The organism is Thermococcus sp. AM4 (assembly GCF_000151205.2).
Taxonomy (GTDB): Archaea; Methanobacteriota_B; Thermococci; order Thermococcales; family Thermococcaceae; genus Thermococcus.
The window spans coordinates 953,205-976,214 of record NC_016051.1 but is presented as its reverse complement, the minus strand read 5'-3'; the positions used below and the strand labels follow the sequence as shown (position 1 = coordinate 976,214).

Sequence of the window (23,010 nt, the reverse complement as noted above, 5' to 3'; positions counted from 1 at the left end):
CCTCACTTCGCCCCCCTGTCCTGTTTCACCCTCTCAATTACGTCGAGGACGCTCCACAGATCCCTGATGACGTGGAGGTGCGGGATTAGGGCGAGCTTCTCGCGGTTCTTCTCAACGAATTTTGCCGTAAACGGGAAGTAGTACCAAACGAACTCCGTGTTCTCGTCGCCCCTTCCGATGAAGCGCCAAGGCTTGTCGTCCACCCAGATGAAGGTCTCGTTCCCGTACTTTTCGCGGACGAGCTTAAAAGCCTCGTCGAGAGTCATGGTTCTGCCGAAAACGATGACGTCGTCGAAGAGGTCGTAGAGGCCGGCCATTTTCAGCCGTTTGACCTTCATGCCGTCTATGAAGTCCTCGGCCGAGAAGGAAATAACCGTATGGCCTTCCTCCTTGAGCCTTTTCAAAAGCTCCGGGGCGTCGTCCAGTGGCTTGCTTAGCTTCGCCCTCTCGATGAACCAGGTTTCAAAGAACTTCGTCCTCAGGAAGAAAGGCGGCCTGTGGGTCTTTTTATGACCGCCGAGGCTCGGCCTCTCGAACTGGTGCTCGATTCTGGTCAGCAACTTCGCCCAAAGCCCCTTCCCCGGAAGCCAGCGGTAGCGTTTCTCAAGTGTCCGTCTAAAGGCTTCCTCTATGCACGAGTAGCTGTCGATGAGCGTTCCGTCGAAGTCAAAGGCAACTATCATCTCCATCCCCCAACCAAAAGGCCGTTGCCGTGGACTTCTAAAAGCTTTTGCCATGCGGAAGATTTATTAACCCCCGTGGGATATGCCGGCTGCCCCCTTTCCGGAGGTGATAAAATGAAGGAGTTGAAAGTTGCTTTACTTGTACTAGTAGTTCTGGGTGGGATGGGAATAGTCTCTGCCTGGCCCACGAACGGCCCGACCCTCGACGATCCCATGAACGTCCACCAGAAGCTGACCTACAAGGCGATACAGGCCGTTTACAGGGACAACCCGGCCCTAGGGAAGATCCTCATGCAGTACAAGGATAAGCTCCTCTACGGCGCGTACGACGAGGACTGGCGCGGCGGGAGCATAGAGTTCAACGGAAAGACCTACACGCTCCAGAGCCAGTACCACTTCCTCGACCCGATGGACCACGCGGAGCTCGTGACCGTTGACCTCTTCGGCGACCGCGACAGTTCCGGAGCGGATATGGCCCAGAAGCTCTACGAGAAGGCGGTTCAGCTCTGGAAGGAGGGCAAGAGGGACGAGGCGATGCTATACCTCGGCAGGGCGGTTCACATCCTTGAGGACATGAGCATGCTGGTTGCCCACACCACTCCCCACCTCTTCGAGGATCTCGAACAGTTCAAATACATAGAGAACGCCCACGACTTCGTCGAGAACGAGGTTTCGCCGACGGTGGCCGATGACATACTCCACGACCGCGTCCCCCTCGACCTCACGCCGATAAAGTGGTGGCAGATCCCTGAGGAGAAGAAGAGGTTCATCGTTGGTGAGGACATCTACGTGGCCGACAACGAGAACGGCCACATGAGCCTTGCCAACGGTGTTGCCTGGGCCTACGCCGATCTGATAGCCCACAACGCCTGGCGCTACATGCTCTACTCTACCGGGAAGGACATCAACCTCTGGAGCGAGCGCGGCCACCTGGGGAGCTACTTCTGGACCAAGGAACTCAAGAAAGGTGACTGGAGCGTCCTCAAGCTCGAGTTCAAGGGGGCGAGCTCGATAACCATAGTCTTCAAGGACATCGATATGCAGAACGCCTACTTCAGGACCCTCGGCTACGTCGAGATCTACGACGGGAACTGGAACCTCATAGCCAGGTACGCCCAGGACCCGAACCCGCTCGTCGACACGAAGGTTACCGTCCCGGGGGACACCGTCTACATCTACACCCACGTTGACAAGGACGACTGGCTTGATGACGACGTCGATGGATGGGCCATTAGGAACATCGAACTCCACACCAGCTTCGATCCCAACTCGCCGAGCACCTTCAGGACCCTCGACGGCAGAACCTACACCAAGGTTCAGTGGGCGGTCTACGAGACCATGCAGTACGACATAAGGGCCATCGCTGGGCTCATGGAGAAGTTCTTCGAGGACGTCGGCGTCACCGGCTGATTCTTTCTTTTTTTGAGCACAAAGCATATATTCAAAGCGCCCCTACTTTTAAACGACCGTCTTAACCTTTCGAGGTGATTGCCATGGGAAAGCACTACCTTCCCAACCTCGCCCAGAGGGATGAAATGTTGAGGGAAATCGGCTTCAGCTCAATCGAAGAGCTCTTCTCGGACGTCCCGGAGGGAATGGTTAAGGAGTTCAACCTCCCCGAAGGAAAGAGCGAGTACGAGGTCTTTCTCGAGCTCAACGAGGTCCTCTCGAAGAACAAAACCGTTCTCGATATGCCGAGCTTCCTCGGAGCTGGAACATACTTCCACTACGTCCCGGCTCACGTTAAGTACCTCATCGAGAGGAGCGAGTTCCTGACCGCCTACACACCCTACCAGCCCGAGATAAGCCAGGGGATGCTCCAGGCTCTCTTTGAGTACCAGAGCATGATGGCCGAGCTCTACGGCCTGCCTGTCGTCAACTCCTCGATGTACGACTGGGGGACGGCAATAGCTGAGGCCGCTTTGATGACGGTTAGGCTCCACAGGGGAAAGAGGAAGCGCTTCGTGATTCCGAAGGCGATAAGCCCGGAGAAGAGGGCCGTCATCGAGACCTACACGCGCGGTGCGAACCTTGAGATAGTCGAGGTCCCCTGGGACGAGAGCGGTAGGCTCGACATCGAGAAGCTCAAGGAGGCAGTTGAAAACGCGGCCGGAGTTTACGTCGAGATGGCCAACTTCTTCGGTCTCGTTGAAGAGAACGTGAGGGAGATAGGCGAGATAGCCAAGGAAGCAGGAGCCTACTTCGTCGTTGGGGCCGACCCGACGATGCTCGGAATCTTTGAGGCCCCCGGCGAACTCGGGGCGGACATAGCGGTCGGCGAGGCATCTTATCTGGGCAACCCCATGAACTTCGGCGGACCGAGGGCCGGTGTTTTTGCAGTCAGGGACGACAAGAAAATAATCCGCCAGATGCCGGGCAGGATAATCGGAATGACGAAAGATGCCGAAGGAAAGAGGGCATTCGTCATGACGCTCCAGACGAGGGAGCAGCACATCAGGCGCGCTAAAGCTACGTCGAACATCTGCTCCAACGAGGCACTCGTTGCCGTTGCTTCCGCCATACACCTGGCCAGCCTCGGGCCGAAGGGCCTGAAGGAGCTCGGCGAGGTCATACTCAAGAACACCGCCTACTTGAAGAGAAGGCTGAGCGAGGTTGCTGGGGTTCCCTTCGAAGGCCTCTACTTCAAGGACGTGCCGGCTCGCTTCGAAAAGCCCTACGGCGAGATACACGAGGCCCTTCTGGCGAGGGGAATACACGGCGGCTACTACATCAGGGAGCACTTTCCTGAGCTGGGCGAGACAGCGCTCTTCTCGGCGACCGAGACAACGAGAAAGGAATGGGTAGATGCCCTAATCGAGGCCCTCAAGGAGGTGACTGGGCGGTGAGCGAGGTCGTTGAGGCGGTGTATGAGAAGGGGACCTTGCGGCCCATCAAGCCGGTTAAGCTCCGCGAGGGGCAGAGAGTCAGAGTCATCATCGAGGAGGACTTCATAGAGGCCAGCTTTGGAAAGGTGAAGAGCAAAGTCCCGTTAGAGGTGCTGGAGGAGGCCTACCATGACTACCTCCTTGAGAGAGCGAGTGCTCGTTGACAGCAACGTAATCATCGAGCTCCTCCGGGGGAACGAGAGGGTTAAAGACGCTCTCTCCCGACTAAAGAGCGAGTATCAGCTTGCCATAAACCCGATAATCTTCGCGGAAGTGGCCTATCACCTGATTGTTGCAAAATACATCGAGAAGAAGGGCAGATACTCCTCCTACGACGTGAAGCGGGAACTCAGACGAGACGAAGGCCTGCTGGAATACTACAGGGCTTTCTATGCCAACTTCATCGAGATGGGCCTCGCCCAGGGGCTCAAAATCCTCGAGGTTGATGAGGAAACCGTCGAACTCGCGAACGAGCTGATTGAGGAGAAGAGGCTCCTGCCCAACGACGCTTTGATTTTGGCCACCGCTCTGAAGTTTGGGATTAGGAAAATCGTAACCCTAAACGGAGATTTTGACGTTGGCCTTGTTGAGGTTATAAAGCCGGAGGAGGCTGATTGACATGTTCCGCCAGGCTAAGTGGGACGAACCCCTCATCTTCGAGCTTTCGAGAGAGGGAAGGGTCGGCTATACGTTGCCGAAGCCGATTGAGGACGTTGATGTCGAAATTCCCGAGAAGCTAAAAAGGAAGAGCACTCTCAACCTTCCGGAGCTGAGCGAGCCGGAGATAGTGAAGCATTACACCCGCTTAAGCGAGATGAACTACGGCGTTGATTCCGGTATCTACCCGCTCGGCTCGTGCACCATGAAGTACAACCCCAAGATAAACGAGGAGATAGCCGGTCACCCCGGGGTCGCCTACGTCCACCCGTATCAGGACGAGAGAACCGTCCAGGGCGCGCTCAGGATAATGTGGGAGCTGGAGCAGTGGCTCAAGGAGATAACCGGTATGGACCGCTTTACTTTACAGCCCGCTGCCGGAGCAAACGGCGAGTTTACCGGCGTTTCCATAATCCGTGCCTATCACTTAGACAACGGCGAACCCCAGAGGGACGAGATGCTTGTTGCCGATTCCGCCCATGGAACGAACCCGGCCAGCGCGGCGATGGCCGGCTTCAAGGTCATTGAGATTCCCTCGACGGAAGAGGGGACAATGGACCTGGAGGCCCTTGAGAACGCGGTCGGCGAGAGGACGGCTGGATTGATGCTCACCAACCCCAACACCCTCGGCATCTTCGAGGACGAGATACTCGAGATAGCCAAGATAGTCCACAAGGCCGGCGGGCTTCTCTACTACGATGGTGCCAACTTAAACGCCGTCCTCGGAAAGGTCAGGCCCGGCGACATGGGCTTCGACGTTGTCCATCTCAACCTGCACAAGACGTTCTCGACGCCCCACGGTGGAGGCGGACCGGGAAGCGGACCGGTCGGAGTTAAGGACTTCCTCAAGGACTATCTGCCCGTTCCGCTGGTGAATTATGACGAGGAGAACGACCGCTACTACCTCGACTACGACGTGCCCAAGAGCATCGGAAAGGTGAAGGAGCTCTACGGCAACTTCGCGGTCATGGTGAGGGCCCTCGTTTACCTCAAGGTCATGGGAAGAGAAGGGCTGAAGAACGTGAGCGAGATAGCCGTTCTCAACGCCAACTACCTGACGAGGAAGCTTTTGGGGACAAGGGGCTACGAGTTGCCCGGCAAGAAGCTTAGGAAGCACGAAACCGTCTTCTCCGCTGAACCTATGAAGAAGGAAACCGGAGTTACCGCGATGGATGTGGCGAAGAGACTGCTCGACTTCGGAATGCACGCGCCGACGGTTTACTTCCCGCTGATTGTGCACGAGGCCCTGATGATTGAGCCGACCGAGACGGTCAGTAAAGAGGAGCTCGACGCCTACGTCGAGGCGCTGAAGAGGATAAGCGAGGAGGCCTACACCAATCCCGAGGTCGTCAAGAGCGCCCCGCACAACACCGCCGTGAGGCGCGTTGACGACGTTCTTGCCGCGAAGAGGCCGATAATCAGCTGGCGCATGTACAGGGAGCTCAAGGAAAGGGGAGAAGTCGACTACTGACTCTTTCCTTTTTTGGGGTCGGCCAGTGCCAGTCTCTTCATCCGGTAGCGATCCGACCGGTAAACGCTCGTCATCCCCCAACCCCTTCCTCGCGTTCCCTTTTTAAGGTCTTGGTGCTAATCTTCCCGGCCGATGACGAGCGTTAGCCACGCTGACGGTGATGAGAAGAGGGTTAGCCGAGGCCGTTCTGAATTCCAGAGTTTCCGGCCCCTTTATATCCCCCATGCCGTTTCTATTTGTAGGGGATGCCCATGAAGGCCATCGAAATCCGGGGGCTGAGGAAGAGCTACGGTGGGTTCCTTGCCCTTAAAGGCGTTGACCTTGAGGTTGATGAGGGGGAGATACTCGCGCTTCTCGGGCCCAACGGCGCCGGAAAAACGACCCTCATAAGGATCCTCGCCGAGGGACTCGGCTACGATTCCGGCGAGATAAGGGTGTTTGGAAGGCCCCTCTCAAAGGAAACGGCCCGGCTGATCGGCTACGTGCCCCAGGAGAGCATAGCCTACGACCTCCTGACCGTTGAGGAGAACCTGAGCTTCTACGCCGACCTCTACGATGCCCCGGGCGAGAGGATAATGGAGCTGATGAACAGATTCTCCCTACCCGCGAAGAAAAAGGCCAAGGAGCTGAGCGGGGGCTTTAAGAGACGCCTCAACCTGGCGATAGCCCTCCTCTACGAGCCGAAAATTCTCATCCTTGACGAGCCTTCGACCGGTCTCGACGTTCCTTCGAGGAGGGAGCTCTGGGAAATCATAAAACGGTTCAAGTCGGAAGGAAAAACAGTCCTGATAGCGACCCACTACATGGAGGAGGCAGAAGCCCTCGCCGACAGGGTGGCGATAATGAACGAGGGAAGGGTCATAGCGGTCGGAACGCCCGAGGAGCTGAAGGCCCTCGCCGGGGAGGAGAGCGTCATCCACGTGGAGGGCCTCCTGAGGGGGACCGAGCTCGTGAGGAGGGAATTCCAGCGGGTGGTCGAGCGCGAAAACGCCCTCCGGGTGTCGGTGCGGAACGCTAAGACAGCCCTTCCGAGGCTCGTCGAGCTCCTCGTCGGGGCGGGCAGCGAGATAAGGACGATAAGGGTCGAGGAGCCGACGCTTGAGGACGTCTTTCTGAAGCTCACCGGGAGGGGTCTGGAATGAAGGCCAGGGCGGTTAAGGGAATAATCCTGAAGGATCTCCGGGAGATAAGGCGGGAGAAGATGGCCCTGTTCTGGGTGTTCGTCTTTCCCCTCATGTGGATAACCCTGCTCGGGGGCATATGGGGTGGCCACAACCCGCCGGTGAAGGTCGACCTCGGCGTCGTGTACCACAACGAGAGCGCGCCCTTCACGGCCGGGGATGTGGTGGAGATAATGAGGAACGTCACAATCGACGGAGTTCACATCTTTAAGATACGAGAGTACGGGGATGAGGAAAGTGCACTGAAGGCCCTGGAGCAGAGAAGGATCGACGCCCTCCTTGTGTTTCCGGAGGGTTTCGGGGAGAACCTTTCCAGGGGCTTTCCGGCGAGGGTCTACGCCTACTTCGACCGGAGCGATCCGCAGAACTACCAGATAGTCAGCGGGACGGTGAAGGGCTTCCTCTCGGAGTTTGAACGGCGGGTTGCTGAGAGGAGGCTCAACATCACCCTCAGCTACATGGAGAAGTACGTTCTGACCGAGGAAATGGGCAACCTCACCTTTGAAGACCTGAAGAAGTACCTCCTCGGCCTGACGAACCCCCTCGACCTCAGGGAGAGTCAGGTTGCAGGAGAGTCGCCGTCTCCGATCCAGTTCTACGTCACGAGCTTCATAGGCATACAGTTCCTCTTTGCAACGATGATAATGATCGGCTCGGGAACACTTGAGGAGATCGAGCACGGGACTCTGAGGCGCATAGCGGCCTCACCCGCAACCGCGTGGGACTTCCTGGCCGGAAAGATGCTCTCAACTTTCGTAGTCATAACCATCAGCATACTGATAGGCATAGCCTACGCGAGGCTGGTCTTTGGGGAGACAGTCTTTCCGGGCCTCATCGGCTGGGCGCTCATCTTCCTCGCGGCGGTCTTCTCCATGGGCCTTGGACTGGCGATAGCGATGGCAACTGGGAGCATAAAGGCGACGAACGCCCTCGTCAACCTGATCTCAATGCCCCTCCTCTTCCTCGCCGGAATAGTCATCCCGGAGAGCATACTCCCCGGCTGGGCGAGACCAATAGCGAACTACCTCCCTCTCGGAAGGGCCCTGAAGGACCTCCGCCTTCTGGAGCTCTACCACCGCCCCGCAGAGGAGATCGCGCCCGATCTGCTCTGGCTTTCAGTCGGGGCCTTTGGAACGCTCTTGATAGCGGTGCTCCTCTACAACAGGGGGATAAAAAGAATGGAGTGAAGCTACTTCAGCCACTTTTCGAGGAACCTTCCGACCCTTTCCTTCCACTCCTCCGGGTGGAACTTCAGGGTCCTGACGTGCGGCGCATCGCTGATCCAGAGCTCGACGTTCGGGTTTATCTGCCTGTTCCTCTCGTAGAACTCCTTTACCTCCTCCGGCTTGACGAGGGGGTCCTTTTCTCCCGCTATCAGCAGGAGGGGCTTCTTCACCCTGTCTGCGTACTGGAGGACGTCCAGCTCCTTCGCACCGCTGAAGAGCTTTGTGAAGGGCTTGACGAAGGTGTAGAGCCACTCCGGAAGGTTGGCGAAGTATTTGAGCCCCCTGGCCCCGGTTCTGTCCATGTACACCGGCGGCGAGTCGGCCACGCCGCAGGTTACCCTCTCGTCCTCGGCTAGGGCCATTATCGTGACCACCGCGCCCATCGAGAACCCGACGAGGCCGATTTTTTCCGCTTTCTCAGGATGGTTGCTCTTCAGCCAGTCTATTGCAGAGAGAACGTCGATCAGCTCTTTCTCTCCAACCGTCGTGTACTTTCCTTCGCTCTTTCCGTGAGCCCGAAAGTCGAAGGTCAGGACGCTGTAGCCTTCCTTTAGGAGGAACTCTGTGGTCTGCTTCATGTAGACGTCGTCCCACCTGCTCCTCGTGTAGCCGTGTAGGGGGATTACCGTTTTCTCGCCGTTGGGGATCCACCAGCCGCTCAGCTTTAGTCCGTCCCTGGTTTCTATCGTTACCTCCTCGTAGTCGTAGCCGAGATCCTTTGGCGTCCAATCGCCGACGAAGCGGGGCGGCTTGACCATCTTGTAGCCAACGAAGGCCGAGAAGGCCAGGAAAAGTATGAGGACAAAAATCAAAACGATCGGCCACACCATACTCATACCTCCAGCTCAGCCTCTTCCAGTCCTTCAATTCCGGGCTTGGCCTTTGAGGTCTCGTCGAGGTTCTTCATTCCCCAGATCAGGGGAAGGGCTATGAGAACGAAGATCGCGCCTACTGGGAAGAGCACCTTGTAGTTACCGCCGGCGAGCTGGACTATCGCTCCTCCCACGATGCCCGCGATGAGAATCGGGAAGGACTTGGTGGCCTCAAAGAAGCCGTAGTAGCGCCCGTTGAAGGCCTCACGCTCGTACTTGGTGAGCAGGTCGCCGATGACAGGCCATGATGTTGCCATGAGCATTCCCCAGCCGATTCCGGCGACGCCGATGAGGGCCGTTATCTGGATCTTGGTATAAACGAACCATCCAGCAAGGAACGGCAGGAGGAATATAATCCCACCGAGGAGGATCGATTTCCTCCGCCCAACTTTGTCGTAGAGAACTCCTCCCACCAGTGCACCGACGAGGACGGTGACGTTGAAGAGGGCCATTATGGCGTTTCCGAGGGCTGTAACGTTCTGCGTTCCCAGAACGGATTCGAGGATCCCGAAGAGGAACACGGCGACGAACTCAAAGCTCATCCACCACAGTATTTGGGCCGAGTAGAACTTGAGGAAGTCCCTGTCGGCGACGATTGAACGAAGGTAGTCAAAAAGCCCCTCCTCGGGAATCTCCTCGGGGAATGCCGGTTCCTTGACCTTGGCGTAGACTATGAGGGCGGAGATCATTAGAAAGCCCGCGACGACGGCGAAGGGGATCCACATGTAGCCCGCTGCGATGAGGGCGTTGATCTCGTTGTCGATGCCCGTGATCTTCGTGGCCTTGATTATCAGGAAGGCAAGGCTACCGAAGAGGAAGAGGTTGCCGGCCCACTCGAAGAGCGTTATAACACCGCTCGCCTTTCCGCGCTCGCCGCTTGGTATGACGTCCGGCATTAGAGACCTGTATTGAGCCACGTAGAAGTACATGGCAAAGTAGAACAGAGCGAGCATCGCCGCAAAGGCGAGCAGTGGAACCTTTGATACGTAGCTGAAATAGATGCCAAGTGCGAACAGACCGGCGAATATACCGCCCGCGAGTATGAACGGCGTCCTCCTGCCCTTTCCAAAGCGGCTTATATCGCTGTAATATCCCATCAGGATAGGAACGAATATTCCCATGAGGCCCTGGAGCGAGAGGACCGCACCGATAACGAAGGCCGAGTTTGTGTAGCCATTCTGGAGCAGTTTGAAGGACAGCCCCTTGTTAAGGGCCCACCCCGTGCTCATGCTGAAACCTAAGAGCGCCAGACCGAGAACCGTTCCCCAGCTGAATTCCCTCCTCATTTCAACCACCTCTACACCACAGGATGTCAGGATTCCAGATCCATGTACATGGCTTGAACTCCTTCATACCAGCCTAAATAGTTGTAAAAGGTTTGCTCGAAGGGGCTTTTAAGGATTTTGAGTTCATGTATGGGCGGCAGTAAAGGAGACATTTTCGGACAATGAGGGGATTTTCACATTGTGGACTTCTCGAACTCCGAATCCGGGAAAGACTCCGGATATTTAGTACCCTACCAGCGCTCAAAAACGCAGGCCCAATAATAGGGTAACCGCATTTAGGATGTGTAAAAAAGAGACAAGGCTCAGTCCATGTCCGGAACGTAGTCCAATGCATCTCCCGCTGATCTGACCACGTCGCCCCTCCTGACGAACTGCACCGTCGCAAGCGCCAGGACGAAGAAGGCCATCGCAAAGGGCAGGAGCGTTTCGTAGCCGATGAGGTCGAGGAACGCTCCCGCGAGTGGAGGGGCGAGGAGATTAGCGGCCTGGCTGAAGAAGTAGTAGAGACCGGTGTAGCCACCCAGCTTTTCCTCCGTCGTCATGTCCACGACCATTGGCAGGGAGTTCACGTTGACCATAGCCCAGCCGATTCCGCCGAGGAAGAACAGCCCCATGAAGGTCATTATGACCGGGTCCGAGAGGCTCGGGCTCGATGGCCTTGAGGTTTCCCCTATGAAGAACGCCCCGAGCATTATGATGACGACCATCAGGAGGCCCAGCGTTATCGTCTTCTTTCTGCCGAGCCTCGCTCCAATGAAGCCCGCCGGAATGGCGAAGAGCATGAAGCTCAGGCTGAAGACGCCGAGCATAAACGCCCCCGTGCTCTCGATCTTCCTCGTCAGCTCGGTTTCGGGGGCACCAACGGGTACGCCGTAGAGGTGGTACTTGACGTAGCTCGTGAAGAATGTCTCGAGGGAGTTAAAGGCCACGAACCAGAAGAATATCGCGAGAAGGATCGCGAGCAGGCTCTTTTCGTGGCTTGCGAAAACGTCCCTGAGGTTTTCCTTCAGCTCACCGAAGCTCTTGCGTGAAGTCTCAGAGAGAAGCTTCCTTAGGTTTATGCCCTTCCCCGGAACCCTGTACTCCTCCGGCTCCGGCACGAAGAGAACCACCAGGAGGTTCGCAAGGAGCATTATCGCGGCTCCGAAGTAGAAGGGATAGGCGTAGTTCATCTCGTAGAGAACCTTCCCGCCGAAGTACGCGAGCAGGGCCCCGAGACCGCCCATGAAGTTGATTATGCCATTGGCCTGGCTCCTCTTTTCGCTCGGTGTTATGTCGGGCATGAAGGCAACGACCGGCGAGCGGAAGAGGGCCATGAAGAAGTTCATGAGGATTATCGTCCCCATGAATAGGGCCAAGTTGCCGTGCTCCCTGGCTATGGGGATCAGCGCGAACATCAGGGCAGCGGAGGGAGCACCGAGGAGGATGTAGGGCTTTCTCCTCCCGAGCTTCGTCCGGGTCATGTCGCTCAAGGCCCCGAGGAACGGGAGCAGTAGGACCGCGAAGAGGTTGTCTATCGTCATTATGAAGCCCGTCACGGTTCTGCTCATCCCAAAGGTGTCCTGAAGGAATATCGGTATGTAGGCGTTGTAGAGGGCCCATATTATGCTTATACCGAAGAAACCGAAGCCGAGCAGGAATATGCGGGAGTATTTGAACTGCACCCGTTTCACCTCCGGATTGATTATGGGGGCTGGAGGGGGGACTTAGTTGGTGGCAATAACTTTTAAGGATTTTGAGGCATGTGTCTGAGGTTGGGAAGATGAGGCCCGGGCGCACTGGAAAGCCAATTATCCTCGGTCACAGGGGCTTCAGGGGGCCTTTGGAGAACACGCTTCCTGCATTCAGGAGGGCCCTTGTCCATGCCGAGGGGATTGAGTTCGACGTGAGAATGACCCGCGACGGCAAACCCGTCGTCCTCCACGACGAAGTTTTTATGGCCGATGGAAGGCTGTACTCCGTGGGCGATTTAACATATCGGGAGCTCGTTCGCCTCCATCCCCTCGGAAAGCTCATCCCCCGCGTTCGGGACGTTCTCCGGCTTTCTCCACCGATCATAAACGCGGACATCAAGGAAATCCTGGCCCTGGAACCCCTTCTGCGGGAGCTTGAAAGGGAGGGAATGCTCGGAAGGGCCATATTATCCGTTGACGTTTTCGAGTGGGTGCACAGGATCGGGAGGGCCTGTCCCGATTGCCGTGTGGGGTTCTCAATAACGAACGCACGGAGCCTCTTCCTCAGCCTCAGGGCCAACTCGTATTCCATCCACGTCCCCCTTGATCTCGTGCGATACATTGGGTTCCGGGGCTTTTTGGGCCTTCTCAACCTCTACAGGCGGAGAAACCTGAAAATACTGCTCTGGAACTATCGGATGAACGAAGTCGAGCTCGTTCCCCGGGTTCTCGGCGTGGCTGATGGGGTCATCTCTGACGACCCCGCGAGACTGAAAAGGTTTATATCGCCCAAGTGACCATCGGGTTTGAGGGAACTCGCATGTGGGACAGGGAGAAGGTTATAGTTCTGGGCCACAGGGGTTTCATGGGGAAGTTCCCCGAGAACAGCCTGCTTGCCTTCAGAAAGGCGATTGAAGCAGGAGCTGACGGTGTTGAGCTGGACGTCTGGCTGACCAAGGATGGGCACGTTGTCGTGATGCACGACGAGACCATAGACAGGACGAGCGACATGAGCGGAAGGCAGAAGGACATGACCCTCGAGGAGCTGAAGAAGGCGGATCTCGGCGGGGGCGAGAGGATCCCTACCTTAGAGGAGGTCTTTGAGGCCCTTCCAGACGATGCCCTCATAAACGTAGAGCTCAAGGACAGGGACGCGGTTGAGAGGGTCGCCGAGATCGTCAGGGCCAACAACCCCGGGCGCGTTATGATATCGTCCTTCGACGTTGAGGCCCTCAGGGAATACCGGAAGTTCGATAGGGAGACGACGATGGGGCTTTTGATAAACAGGGAGGAGGTCGTTTCTCTGCTTCCGAGGCTCAAGGAAGAGCTCAACCTCTGGTCGATCAACGTTCCGATGGAGGCAGTCTATCTCCTCGGCTTCGAGAAGACCCTTCAGGCCATTCAGTGGGCCCGCTCCCTCGGCCTAAAGGTCGTCCTCTGGACCGAAGACGACAGGCTCTTCTACGCCGACGACAACCTCGCCAGGCTCAAGGGCCTCTTTGAGGTCGTCATAGCCAACGACGTGGAGAACGTGATGGCCTACCTCAGGCGGATTGGCCTCCGGTGACCTTTCGTTTTTTGACGAAATGTCCATATCACCGCCCGTTAAACTTATAAAGTTTGAACAAATGACAATAAGTCGGTGAAACCATGAAGTGGGCCGTGACCCTCCACGGGGGGAGATACCACGGAAAGAGGATAACCTTTGAGGCGGAAAACGCCGACCTCGCCCGCAGGATCGCGGTAAGGGAACTTAAAGCCAGGAACGCCCGCGTTTTTGAACTCGAAAGGCTCGATTGAATAAGTTCTGCGTCGCTTTCACTTATTCCTTCCCCCTCTTTCGCCCGCTGGACATTTATGATCACAGGCTCTCTTCAGTTCACTGATGTCATCACTTTTCTGTTCATCGATGATCGTTAATATTCAGCAAAGCTTTTAAATTGGGCCTCAGCGTTTTTCACGCTTGGTGATACACTGAGGTGATGTCCATGCTGGCGAGGATACTCTACTACCGGGAAAAGGAAATGCCCTGGGAGATTGTCGTTCCTGCGAACGACGTAGAAAAGGCGGAGAGAATAGCCAAGGAAAAGATGAGCGAGTTCAACGCTATCGCCTACGAGGTCGAGCTCATAGCCTGACGCTCCTCCCCTCCTCCAACTTCTATTTCCACTTCCCTCGTTTGTTCATTCTCCAGAACCCACGCCCTCAGTCCCTCAACGTCCGAGAAGATCAGCCACACCACAGGCCAGAGCAGCATCCCCCTTAGATCCCTTTCGCTCGGCACGGCCGGACAGCCGAGATGGGAGTGGAAGATCCCGACGACATCGAGTTTCCTCTCCTCACCCCATTCGAGTGCCTCCAGCATCGCCTCGGGCTCCATCTCAAAAGCCCTTGGAGAGTTCAGTCTGTTTGGAACGAACCTAACTTCAACGACCTGGAGCATCTCATCCGTCTTTTTCCCGAAGAGAAATCCGCACACCTCAACGGGAGAGCCTCGTGCCTTCTCGATCAATTTTTTCCTGAGTCCTTCCCCGAGGACGAGCTTCATCTCCATCCCCTAAAAAAGTTAAAGAATCAGCTCTCGCCCTCGATCTCTATGACCTTGACGTAGATCGGAAGCTCCGAGAGCTCGGAGAACGTTCTCTCAGCGGCCCTCCTCGAGCGGGCGAGCATCACGAAGGCGACGTCGCCCTTGTACTTGGCCTCGGTGAAGCTTATTATGTCACCCCTGGCTATGCCGTAGCCGATCGTCTTCCTGACCTGGTCCTCATACTTCTGCACCAGCTTTTCCGGTATGCTGAGCAAAACTCCGTAAATCATCATATCACCTCCTTTCCCTTTTCAAGACCGAGCAGGAAGAGGAGCAACCCGGTCCACGTGAGGATGAAGTAGAGCTTGAGGCTGAGCAGGTGTAGCGGAACGGCAATCAGCATTACGAGCCCACCGGTTCTCGCGTAGTCGCCCAGCCCCTTTCCGACGCGGTAGACGTAGTAAACCGCCAGCGTTTGGAGCACCGTGAACGAAAGATAAACACCCCACCATATTGCAAGCGAAACGTGAATCGGCGTTATCCCAAGGGTCTTAGCCCAGCCGGAGATGCCGAGGGCAATTTTCGCCCCGTAGAGCGGTATTGAGAGCCCTATTAAGAGGGCCGACTTTCTCCACTCCTCCCGGAATTCCTCCCACTCCCTCGCGAGGAGCAGGAGCGGAACTATCGAGAGGGGGTAGAGGTACATCATCAGAAATACCGCCAGAAAAACCAAAACCGCAATCTTCCTCCTCATCGAACCACCTCAGAGGGTAGAAAGGAAGAAGTTAAAAATGTGAAGGTGCCACGCGGTCAACCGCGGGACTGCTTGAACTGCTCCTGTATCTTCCTGTAGTACTCCATCGTCTCCTTACTCACCGACGGCCCAATCTTCTTCAGGGCCTCCTCGAAGTCCTTCATGGTGACCTTGACCTTTCTCCTGATTTCGTCGGCCTTCATGCCGGGCTTGATGATGCCCTCCTGGAGCGCTCTCCTCATGGCGAGCATCGCGGCCTCTCTGACGACGGCCTCTATGTCGGCACCGGTGTAGCCCTCTGTTCTCTTGGCGAGCTCTTCAAGGTTCACGTCCTCCGCGAGCGGGACCTTCCTGGTGTGCACCTTGAATATCTCCAGCCTGGCCTTCTCGTCCGGCGCTGGCACGAGTATCAGCCTGTCGAACCTTCCTGGCCTGAGCAGGGCCGGGTCGATGATGTCCGGCCTGTTGGTGGCACCGATGACGACGACACCGCTGTTCTCCTGGATTCCGTCCATCTCGGTGAGGAGCTGGTTGATGAGCCTGTCGGTTACGCGGTTGACGTCGGTTCCCCTGCGCGGAGCTATTGCGTCAATCTCGTCGATGAATATCACCGTCGGAGCCGCCTGGCGAGCCTTCCTGAATATCTCCCTGATGTTCTTCTCGCTCTCGCCGACCCACTTGCTGAGCACCTCTGGACCCTTGATGGCGATGAAGTTGGCCTCGCTCTCGTTCGCCACGGCCTTGGCGAGGAGGGTCTTACCTGTTCCCGGCGGACCGTAGAGCAGGATTCCCTTCGGCGGGGTGATTCCGAGTCCCATGAATGCCTCCGGGTACTTGAGTGGCCATTCTACTGCCTCCCTGAGCTCCTGTTTGACGTCCTCAAGGCCTCCGATGTCCTCCCAGCGGACGTTCGGCACCTCGAGGAGGACCTCCCTGAGCGCCGACGGCTCGACCATCTTGAGCGCCTCGTAGAAGTCCTTCCTGGTGACCTTGAGCTCCTCGAGGACTTCCCTGGGTATGCTCTCGGCCTCGAAGTCGATCTTGCCCTCCTTGATGAGCCTCCTGAGCGCGGCCATTGCCGCCTCTCTGGCCAACGCCGCGAGGTCGGCTCCGACGAATCCGTGCGTTACTTCAGCCAGCTCCTCGAGGAGCGCGTCGATGAGCTTTGCCCTGATCTCCTCGTAGAGCCTCTCGTCGAGCTCCTTCAGTGCCTTCTTTATCTCCTCCTCGTCCTTCGCCTTCTCGACCTTCTCTATAGCCCTGTCGATAACGTCCCTGAACCTCTCGTCGCCGCGGAGCTTCTCGAGTATCTCCAGGACCTTGCTCCTCCTGAACTCCGGCTCGATGGGCATTCCCCTGGTGTGTATCTGGAGGATCTCCTTTCTACCCTGTTTGTCCGGGACGCCGACCTCAAGCTCCCTGTCAAACCTTCCGGGCCTCCTGAGAGCCGGGTCAATCGCGTCGGGCCTGTTGGTGGCACCGATGACTATGACCTTGCCCCTGCTCTTGAGGCCGTCCATCAGCGTCAGGAGCTGGCTGACGACGCGCTTCTCAACCTCGCCGTGGGTCTCCTCTCTCTTGGGAGCTATTGCATCAATCTCGTCTATGAAGATTATCGCCGGTGCGTTCTCCTCGGCCTCCTTGAAGACCTCCCTGAGCCTCTCTTCGCTCTCGCCGTAGTACTTGCTCATTATCTCAGGCCCGTTGATGGCTATGAAGTGGGCGTTGGCTTCGTTGGCGACGGCCTTTGCAAGGAGCGTCTTACCGGTTCCCGGCGGACCGTAAAGCAGGACACCCTTCGGGGGCTCGATGCCGAGCTTCTCGAATATCTCCGGGTGCTTGAGCGGGAGCTCAATCATCTCCCTGACCTTCTGGATGACGTCCTTCAGGCCGCCGATGTCCTCGTAGGTAACGCCAAGCGCTGCCGCCTTGCTGACCTCCTTAACGGGCTTCTCGCTAACCTGGAAGTCGGTGAACTCGGTTATCTGGACTATTCCGGCTGGAGTCGTCGCGGTAACGACGAAAGTCAGCTCCTGACCGAGGATTCCGACCTTTATGTAGTCTCCCCTGACGACGGGCCTGCCGACGAGCCTGCTGTGGAGCCACTCAACGAAGTCCCTTCCAAAGCGAATCGGCTCGGTTGGAGCGACTATGACCTTCTTCGCCTCCTTGACGTCGGCCTTCCTAACCGTAACCTCGTCGCCGAGTCCAACGCCGGCGTTCTTCCTGATGGTTCCGTCCATTCTGATGATGTTGAGTCCCTCGTCCTCTGGATAAGCCGGCCAGACGACCGCTGCGGTGTTCTTGGTTCCGATAATCTCAACTATGTCGCCGGGCTGGACGCCGAGCTCGCGCATGGCCTTCCTGTCAATCCTGACGATTCCCCTACCTACGTCCCTCTGATAAGCGGACGCAACCTTAAGCTTGATCTCCTTCCTCTCGCTCATATACACCACCTCCGTTTTGTGAGCGATGATTGTGATGAGTTTATTTTACCTAGGGGCGGAGCCTCTTCAAATGAAAAACAACGAAAGAGTAACTTCACTCAATCTTGACCTCGAAGCCTTCTCCCTCGGGCTTCTTTGGGGCCTTCTTGGGAAGCTCGATTTCGAGGACGCCGTTGTTGTAGCGGGCCTTCGCCTTCTCGGGAATGACTTCCTCCGGAAGCCTGATGGCCCTCCTGTAGCCGCTGTAGTAGCGCTCGATTCTTATCGCGCCCTCCTCCTCGAGCTCCTTCTCGCGCTTTATCTGGGCCTCGATGTAGACGGTGTCCTCGGTAACCCTGAGCTTGATGTCCTCCTTCCTGACTCCTGGGAGCTCAACGGTGATGACGAACCTGTCTCCCCTGTCGAAGATGTCCACGAAGGGCTCTCTCCATGTCTCGCTGACGGCAATGCTCTCCCTGGGCTCGGTTCTCCAGAGCCTCGGTCCGCGCATGAAGTCCCTGAATATGGCGTCAATCTCCTCCTGGATTTCCCTCATTATGTCGAATGGATCCCAGTAGCGGTCCCTTCTCCAGACCATCGGGCATCACCTCTCGACGGCCTTTATTTTGGTTACCGATAGTTACTAAAAAGGAACCCTTTATAAACTTTTCGATTTACTGAACAAAAGGTGACTAAATTTTCTGAGGAGATCGCATAGAAAACGGGTAATGCATTAGAAAAGGCTGAAAAAGCGGAAAGCTCCCGCTTGTGCATCACCCCCTAATTCCTTTTGTGCTTATTTTATCCTCCCGAACTCCGGCCACGGGAGCACTGCCGCGAGCCCGCCACCCACTCCTATCAGTTCGCCGGGGTGTCGAGTATTTTCCGGATATTCTTAGTGTTTTTCGAATATATTAAGGTTTTGGTCCCAAATTTGCCAAAATTTCAACGAAAGACTTTCAGAGTAGGCACATACCTGTCAGCCTTCCAGCTCGACTGTTGAATCCGGTTGCAGATAACGGGTCTCGTAGCCGAGCCCCCTCAGAATTTCCGCGAACTCCCGGGCAAAGCCGTAGACGGTGAAGATTCTCTCAGGCTTAACTCTCTCGACGATCCTCACCAGCTCCCAGAAGTCGGCGTGGTTGCTGAGCCTCAGCCTTCCGAAGCCGGAAACAGTCAGCTCCCAGGGGCTTAAAGAGTTCTCGACCCTCGGCGAGCGGTAGGAGCGGAGGATTACATCGCCATCACTCTCGATGTTGCCGAAGCGAACCCCGAACTTGGAGTAAACCCTCGCCACTTTCAGCATCTCGCGCGAGGGCCTTACGGTTATCCCGTGGACGTCGAGTATCTTCATAACCTCTTGCGCCTTCCCGGTCTGGTTCACGTAGAGAACGGGCCTCTTTCCCCTGTCAATGGCTTCCTCGACGAAGGCGATTAGCTTCTTTTCAGCTTCCCTCGGCGAGGGGAACGTGAAGGCTGGGACGCCGAAGGTCGCCTCGATTATCAGAAAGTCCGCCCTCGGGAAGCGACTCTTCTCTGCCGTTCTCAGCTTGAACCACTTGGTGTCGCCGGTGTAGAAGAGTGTTCCAGTGTCGAGCCAGAGCTTTATTCCGGCCGAGCCGAGCATGTGGCCTGCAGGATAAAGCTTCGCCTTAACATCGCCGATGTAGACGGTCCTTCTGAATCTAACTTCGCGGTAGAACCCGCCCTTGCGGAGGTGGCTGAGGAACTTAGTTGCTCTGGTCGCGAATATAACCTCCCCGCTAACGAAGTGGTCGCTGTGGGCGTGGCTCTGGAAGGTGAAGCGAGCCGAGCTGTCGAGGCCTATACCTTTGACGAGCATCAGAAAAACTTGGGGAGGGAGCTTAAAGCTTTAGACCCTGTTGAGCATACCCATCAGGGGGTAGTAGACGTCGTCAAGGCTCTCCCCCTTCTCCACGGGGAACTTGAAGGTCACGATTCTACCGGAGATCTCGAAGGACGGCCCCTCCGGCTTTCCGGGGGCGAGCTTTACCTCAACGACCTCAACCATGTCAATGCCCTCTATCACGGCTCTCCCAACGAGGGTTCCCTCAACGGCCCCGCGAGAAAAGGCTTCCTCCAGTTTGGGCCTCAGCCCCGTGACCCACTTGGAGCGCGCCCTCCGAACCAGGGTTTGCATTGCATCACCTCCGCAAGGTTTTCGATTTTTTGTTTAAGATTTCGTTGTTTATTAGGTTTTTTGTTTCGATTCGGAACAATGTTCAAAACAATGCCCCTTCCCATTCGACGTTTTGTCAGGTTTTCGAACCTCTCAAACTGGACTTTTTATCCAATGCCAAATGCTTCCTTTCGCTATGTAAAAGGTTTTTATAGGTCGGAATTCAAATGGGATTAGGTGGTTCGCATGACCTTCGATAAGGAGAAGCTCGCCAAGATTCGCGAGGAGGAGAAGCGCTGGGAGGAAACAACAGTCACGAAGTTCCTCCAGAAGGCCCCTGAGAGAAAGGAGAAGTTCATGACGGATGATGGTTTCGAAATTAAGAGGCTCTACACTCCCGCTGACCTCGGCGAGGACTGGGACTACCTCGAGAAGCTCGGCTTTCCGGGTGAGTATCCCTTCACGCGCGGCGTCTACGCAACGATGTACCGTGGCAGATTCTGGACGATGAGGCAGTACGCGGGCTACGCCACCGCCGAGGAGAGCAACAAGCGCTACAAGTACCTCCTCGAGCAGGGACAGACCGGTTTGAGCGTCGCCTTTGACCTGCCGACCCAGCTCGGCTACGACTCCGACCACCCGATGGCCGAAGGCGAAGTCGGAAAGGTCGGCGTTGCCATTGATTCGCTCTGGGACATGAGGATTCTCTTCGACGGTATTCCGCTCGACAAGGTCTCAACGAGCATGACGATTAACTCGACCGCCGCTAATCTGCTCGCGATGTACATTCTGGTTGCTGAAGAGCAGGGCGTTCCGCAGGAGAAGCTCCGCGGAACGGTTCAGAACGACATCCTGAAGGAATACATAGCGAGGGGAACCTACATCTTTCCGCCCCAGCCGAGCATGCGCCTTACAACGGACATCATAATGTACTGTGCCGAGAACATACCGAAGTGGAACTCGATAAGCATAAGCGGCTACCACATCAGAGAGGCCGGCGCCAACGCGGTCCAGGAGGTTGCATTCACCCTGGCCGACGGTATAGAGTACGTCAAGGCCGTCATCGAGCGCGGTATGGACGTTGATAAATTCGCCGGGAGGCTGAGCTTCTTCTTCAACGCTCACAACAACTTCCTCGAGGAGATTGCCAAGTTCAGAGCCGCGAGGAGGCTCTGGGCATACATCATGAAGGAGTGGTTCAACGCCAAGAACCCGCGCTCCATGATGCTCCGCTTCCACACCCAGACGGCAGGTTCAACGCTTACCGCTCAACAGCCCGAGAACAACATCGTCCGCGTTGCCATTCAGGCCCTCGCGGCGGTTCTCGGCGGAACCCAGAGTTTACACACCAACTCCTACGATGAGGCCCTCTCGCTCCCGACCGAGAAGAGCGTGAGGATTGCCCTGAGGACCCAGCAGATTATCGCCTACGAGAGCGGTGTCGTTGACACCGTTGACCCGCTCGGGGGTTCCTACTACATCGAGTGGCTCACCGACCACATCTACGAGGAGGCCCTGAAGTACATCGAGAAGATTCAGAAGATGGGCGGAATGATGAGGGCAATCGAGAGGGGCTACATCCAGAAGGAGATTGCAGATGCCGCCTACAAGTACCAGAAGGAAATAGAGGAAGGCAAGAGGATAATCGTCGGCGTCAACAAGTTCCAGACGGATGAGCCCCTTGAGGTCGAGATACTCAAGGTCGACCCGAGCATCCGCGAGAAGCAGATTGAGCGCCTTAAGAAGCTCCGCTCCGAGAGGGACAACAAGAAGGTTGAAGAAGCTCTCGACAAGCTCAGGAACGCGGCCGAAACCGACGACGAGAACCTCATGCCCTACATCATCGAGGCCCACAGGCACCTCGCGACACTCGGCGAGGTTACGGACGTTTTAAGGGAAGTCTGGGGAGAGTACCGCGCTCCGCTGATATTCTGAGCCCTGACCCTTTTTTCCAACTTTTCTCGCGCCTCACAAAAAAGCTTAAAAACGGGTAACTGAAGGAACGTTAGGCATTCACGATGACTTTAGCAAACCGGGAGGTGTAGCTATGGCGAGAAACAAGCCGCTTGCAAAGAAGCTGAGGCTCGCTAAGGCCGCGAAGCAGAACAGGCGCGTTCCCGTCTGGGTTATCGTTAAGACGAACAGGAAGGTTATGACCCACCCGAAGAGGAGACACTGGAGGAGAACCAAGCTCAAGGAGTGAGGTGGTCTAAATGATCAAGCCCGGTGAGGAGGTCATATTCGTCGTTCCCATCAGGAAGATAAAGAAGCGCGTTCCGCGCTGGAAGAGGGCCCCGAGAGCGGCCAAATTCGTCCGCGAGTGGATAGCGAGGCACGCCAAGGCCGAGGAGGTCAAGCTCGACCCGGCCGTCAACGAGAAGCTCTGGGAGCGCGGGGCGGAGAAGCCACCCAACAAGCTCCGCGTTAAGGTCGTCGTTGAGGAAGTTGACGGCAAGAGGGTTGCAAAGGTCTCCCTGGCCTGATTTTAACCACTTTTTAGAGGTGAAGAGATGCACATCGAGAGGCTCGATTTTGAAAACTCTCCATATCTCGGCGTTTACGGCTTCGCCACCGACAGGGTAGCGGTGATTAGGGAGGGCCTCGGCGAGAAGAAGCTAGAGGTCCTCAGGGAAGTTTTGAAGGTCCCGCTCATCGAGACGAGCGTTATGAAGTCGCGCATCGTCGGCATATTCGTTGCCGGCAACTCCAACGCACTGATAGTTCCCTGGTACATCTGGGACGCCGAGCTCGACTTCATAAACGCCCAGCTCAGGGAGTACGGGATTGACATGGAGGTCGTCCCCTTCCAGAGCAGGCTCACCGCCTTCGGAAACCTGATTTTAGCGAACGACAAAGGCGCTCTGGTCAGCAAGGACTTCACAAGGGAGGAAGCGAGGAAGATTGAAGATATTCTCGGCGTTCCTGTTGAGAGAGGCGTTATAGCCGACTACACGGCGGTTGGAAGCGTCGGCGTCGTCACGAACAGGGGCGGTCTCGTGCACCCCGAGGCGACCGACGAGGAGCTCGAGTGGCTGAGCGACCTCTTCAAGGTCGATGTATACGTCGGAACCGCCAACATGGGCGTTCCCTTCGTCGGCTCGTGCATGATAGCCAACTCGCACGGCGTCGTCGTCGGGCATTTGACGACCGGCCCCGAGATAGTGAAGATTGAAGAGGCTTTAGGCTTCCTCGGATAAAGCTTAAAAGTTCACCTTCAAAGGCCCGC

26 protein-coding genes are annotated in these 23,010 nt (G+C 56.4%); 15 read left to right on the top strand and 11 right to left on the bottom strand.

Annotated elements, in window-relative coordinates; genetic code table 11:
• Nucleotides 1-2: 2 nt before the first annotated feature.
• On the bottom strand, nucleotides 3-683 hold the full coding sequence (locus tag TAM4_RS05360) for an HAD family hydrolase (RefSeq protein WP_014122229.1): 681 nt from the start codon (nucleotides 681-683) through the stop codon (nucleotides 3-5).
• Nucleotides 684-797: 114 nt separating this feature from the next.
• On the opposite strand from TAM4_RS05360, the gene TAM4_RS05355 reads away from it, so the two are divergent.
• From TAM4_RS05355 to TAM4_RS05325, 7 genes are all read left to right on the top strand, one after another.
• Complete coding sequence (locus tag TAM4_RS05355; protein ID WP_014122228.1) at nucleotides 798-2,093, top strand: phospholipase C; 1,296 nt, start codon at nucleotides 798-800, stop codon at nucleotides 2,091-2,093.
• Between the two features lie 83 nt (nucleotides 2,094-2,176).
• Nucleotides 2,177-3,529 (top strand): aminomethyl-transferring glycine dehydrogenase subunit GcvPA, encoded by a 1,353-nt coding sequence (gcvPA, locus tag TAM4_RS05350; RefSeq protein ID WP_014122227.1) that lies wholly within the window; start codon nucleotides 2,177-2,179, stop codon nucleotides 3,527-3,529.
• Nucleotides 3,526-3,732, top strand: coding sequence for an antitoxin family protein (locus TAM4_RS05345; RefSeq protein ID WP_014122226.1), 207 nt, complete (start codon nucleotides 3,526-3,528; stop codon nucleotides 3,730-3,732). Before gcvPA ends, TAM4_RS05345 begins: the two co-directional genes overlap by 4 nt.
• Nucleotides 3,698-4,186, top strand: a complete 489-nt coding sequence (locus TAM4_RS05340) for a type II toxin-antitoxin system VapC family toxin (RefSeq protein ID WP_083820414.1) — start codon at nucleotides 3,698-3,700, stop codon at nucleotides 4,184-4,186. Before TAM4_RS05345 ends, TAM4_RS05340 begins: the two co-directional genes overlap by 35 nt.
• A gap of 1 nt (nucleotide 4,187) precedes the next feature.
• Nucleotides 4,188-5,696 (top strand): aminomethyl-transferring glycine dehydrogenase subunit GcvPB, encoded by a 1,509-nt coding sequence (gcvPB, locus tag TAM4_RS05335; protein ID WP_014122224.1) that lies wholly within the window; start codon nucleotides 4,188-4,190, stop codon nucleotides 5,694-5,696.
• Between the two features lie 251 nt (nucleotides 5,697-5,947).
• A complete protein-coding gene (locus tag TAM4_RS05330; RefSeq protein ID WP_014122223.1) occupies nucleotides 5,948-6,838 on the top strand; it encodes an ABC transporter ATP-binding protein in 891 nt (296 codons plus the stop codon).
• Nucleotides 6,835-8,064 (top strand): ABC transporter permease, encoded by a 1,230-nt coding sequence (locus tag TAM4_RS05325; protein WP_014122222.1) that lies wholly within the window; start codon nucleotides 6,835-6,837, stop codon nucleotides 8,062-8,064. The genes TAM4_RS05330 and TAM4_RS05325 overlap by 4 nt, the downstream gene beginning before the upstream one ends.
• Before the next feature lie 2 nt (nucleotides 8,065-8,066).
• Here the strand turns inward: TAM4_RS05325 and TAM4_RS05320 are convergent, their stop codons facing one another.
• The 3 genes from TAM4_RS05320 to TAM4_RS05310 form a co-directional block, all read right to left on the bottom strand.
• Nucleotides 8,067-8,933, bottom strand: coding sequence for an alpha/beta hydrolase (locus TAM4_RS05320; protein WP_014122221.1), 867 nt, complete (start codon nucleotides 8,931-8,933; stop codon nucleotides 8,067-8,069).
• 2 nt (nucleotides 8,934-8,935) lie between these two features.
• The gene (locus TAM4_RS05315; protein ID WP_014122220.1) at nucleotides 8,936-10,261 is read right to left on the bottom strand and encodes an MFS transporter; all 1,326 of its coding nucleotides are present in this window, start codon (nucleotides 10,259-10,261) and stop codon (nucleotides 8,936-8,938) included.
• A 302-nt stretch (nucleotides 10,262-10,563) separates the two neighbouring features.
• Nucleotides 10,564-11,925: an SLC45 family MFS transporter gene (locus TAM4_RS05310; protein WP_014122219.1), complete on the bottom strand. Its 1,362-nt coding sequence runs from the start codon at nucleotides 11,923-11,925 to the stop codon at nucleotides 10,564-10,566.
• A gap of 98 nt (nucleotides 11,926-12,023) precedes the next feature.
• Here TAM4_RS05310 and TAM4_RS05305 point away from each other — a divergent pair, with 98 nt between their 5' ends.
• The 4 genes from TAM4_RS05305 to TAM4_RS11725 all read left to right on the top strand — a co-directional run bounded on the left by TAM4_RS05305 (nucleotide 12,024) and on the right by TAM4_RS11725 (nucleotide 14,072).
• Nucleotides 12,024-12,731, top strand: a complete 708-nt coding sequence (locus TAM4_RS05305) for a glycerophosphodiester phosphodiesterase family protein (protein WP_014122218.1) — start codon at nucleotides 12,024-12,026, stop codon at nucleotides 12,729-12,731.
• A 23-nt stretch (nucleotides 12,732-12,754) separates the two neighbouring features.
• Nucleotides 12,755-13,501 (top strand): glycerophosphodiester phosphodiesterase family protein, encoded by a 747-nt coding sequence (locus tag TAM4_RS05300; RefSeq protein ID WP_014122217.1) that lies wholly within the window; start codon nucleotides 12,755-12,757, stop codon nucleotides 13,499-13,501.
• Nucleotides 13,502-13,584: 83 nt separating this feature from the next.
• Nucleotides 13,585-13,734 (top strand): hypothetical protein, encoded by a 150-nt coding sequence (locus tag TAM4_RS11790; RefSeq protein WP_014122216.1) that lies wholly within the window; start codon nucleotides 13,585-13,587, stop codon nucleotides 13,732-13,734.
• A 182-nt stretch (nucleotides 13,735-13,916) separates the two neighbouring features.
• Nucleotides 13,917-14,072, top strand: coding sequence for a hypothetical protein (locus tag TAM4_RS11725; protein ID WP_158306672.1), 156 nt, complete (start codon nucleotides 13,917-13,919; stop codon nucleotides 14,070-14,072).
• Here TAM4_RS11725 and TAM4_RS05295 read toward each other — a convergent pair.
• The 7 genes from TAM4_RS05295 to TAM4_RS05265 all read right to left on the bottom strand — a co-directional run bounded on the left by TAM4_RS05295 (nucleotide 14,048) and on the right by TAM4_RS05265 (nucleotide 19,805).
• On the bottom strand, nucleotides 14,048-14,488 hold the full coding sequence (locus TAM4_RS05295) for a M67 family metallopeptidase (protein WP_237702128.1): 441 nt from the start codon (nucleotides 14,486-14,488) through the stop codon (nucleotides 14,048-14,050). The genes TAM4_RS11725 and TAM4_RS05295 overlap by 25 nt on opposite strands.
• Nucleotides 14,489-14,508: 20 nt before the next feature.
• Nucleotides 14,509-14,754 (bottom strand): hypothetical protein, encoded by a 246-nt coding sequence (locus TAM4_RS05290; protein ID WP_014122213.1) that lies wholly within the window; start codon nucleotides 14,752-14,754, stop codon nucleotides 14,509-14,511.
• Entirely contained in the window at nucleotides 14,754-15,218 is a 465-nt protein-coding gene (locus TAM4_RS05285; protein WP_014122212.1) for a hypothetical protein, read from the bottom strand. Before TAM4_RS05285 ends, TAM4_RS05290 begins: the two co-directional genes overlap by 1 nt.
• A gap of 56 nt (nucleotides 15,219-15,274) precedes the next feature.
• Nucleotides 15,275-17,665 (bottom strand): CDC48 family AAA ATPase, encoded by a 2,391-nt coding sequence (locus TAM4_RS05280; protein WP_014122211.1) that lies wholly within the window; start codon nucleotides 17,663-17,665, stop codon nucleotides 15,275-15,277.
• Nucleotides 17,666-17,759: 94 nt separating this feature from the next.
• Nucleotides 17,760-18,242 (bottom strand): Hsp20/alpha crystallin family protein, encoded by a 483-nt coding sequence (locus tag TAM4_RS05275; protein WP_014122210.1) that lies wholly within the window; start codon nucleotides 18,240-18,242, stop codon nucleotides 17,760-17,762.
• A gap of 381 nt (nucleotides 18,243-18,623) precedes the next feature.
• A complete protein-coding gene (locus tag TAM4_RS05270) occupies nucleotides 18,624-19,487 on the bottom strand; it encodes an MBL fold metallo-hydrolase (RefSeq protein WP_014122209.1) in 864 nt (287 codons plus the stop codon).
• 30 nt (nucleotides 19,488-19,517) lie between these two features.
• The gene (locus TAM4_RS05265) at nucleotides 19,518-19,805 is read right to left on the bottom strand and encodes a hypothetical protein (RefSeq protein WP_014122208.1); all 288 of its coding nucleotides are present in this window, start codon (nucleotides 19,803-19,805) and stop codon (nucleotides 19,518-19,520) included.
• A gap of 225 nt (nucleotides 19,806-20,030) precedes the next feature.
• Between TAM4_RS05265 and TAM4_RS05260 the strand changes: the two genes are divergently transcribed.
• The 4 genes from TAM4_RS05260 (at nucleotide 20,031) to TAM4_RS05245 (ending at nucleotide 22,981) form a co-directional block, all read left to right on the top strand.
• Nucleotides 20,031-21,719: a methylmalonyl-CoA mutase gene (locus TAM4_RS05260; protein WP_014122206.1), complete on the top strand. Its 1,689-nt coding sequence runs from the start codon at nucleotides 20,031-20,033 to the stop codon at nucleotides 21,717-21,719.
• Between the two features lie 112 nt (nucleotides 21,720-21,831).
• Nucleotides 21,832-21,987 (top strand): 50S ribosomal protein L39e, encoded by a 156-nt coding sequence (locus tag TAM4_RS05255; RefSeq protein ID WP_010477181.1) that lies wholly within the window; start codon nucleotides 21,832-21,834, stop codon nucleotides 21,985-21,987.
• A 10-nt stretch (nucleotides 21,988-21,997) separates the two neighbouring features.
• Nucleotides 21,998-22,267, top strand: a complete 270-nt coding sequence (locus TAM4_RS05250; RefSeq protein WP_014122205.1) for a 50S ribosomal protein L31e — start codon at nucleotides 21,998-22,000, stop codon at nucleotides 22,265-22,267.
• Between the two features lie 27 nt (nucleotides 22,268-22,294).
• Nucleotides 22,295-22,981, top strand: coding sequence for a translation initiation factor IF-6 (locus TAM4_RS05245; RefSeq protein ID WP_014122204.1), 687 nt, complete (start codon nucleotides 22,295-22,297; stop codon nucleotides 22,979-22,981).
• The last annotated feature ends 29 nt before the right edge of the window (nucleotides 22,982-23,010 follow it).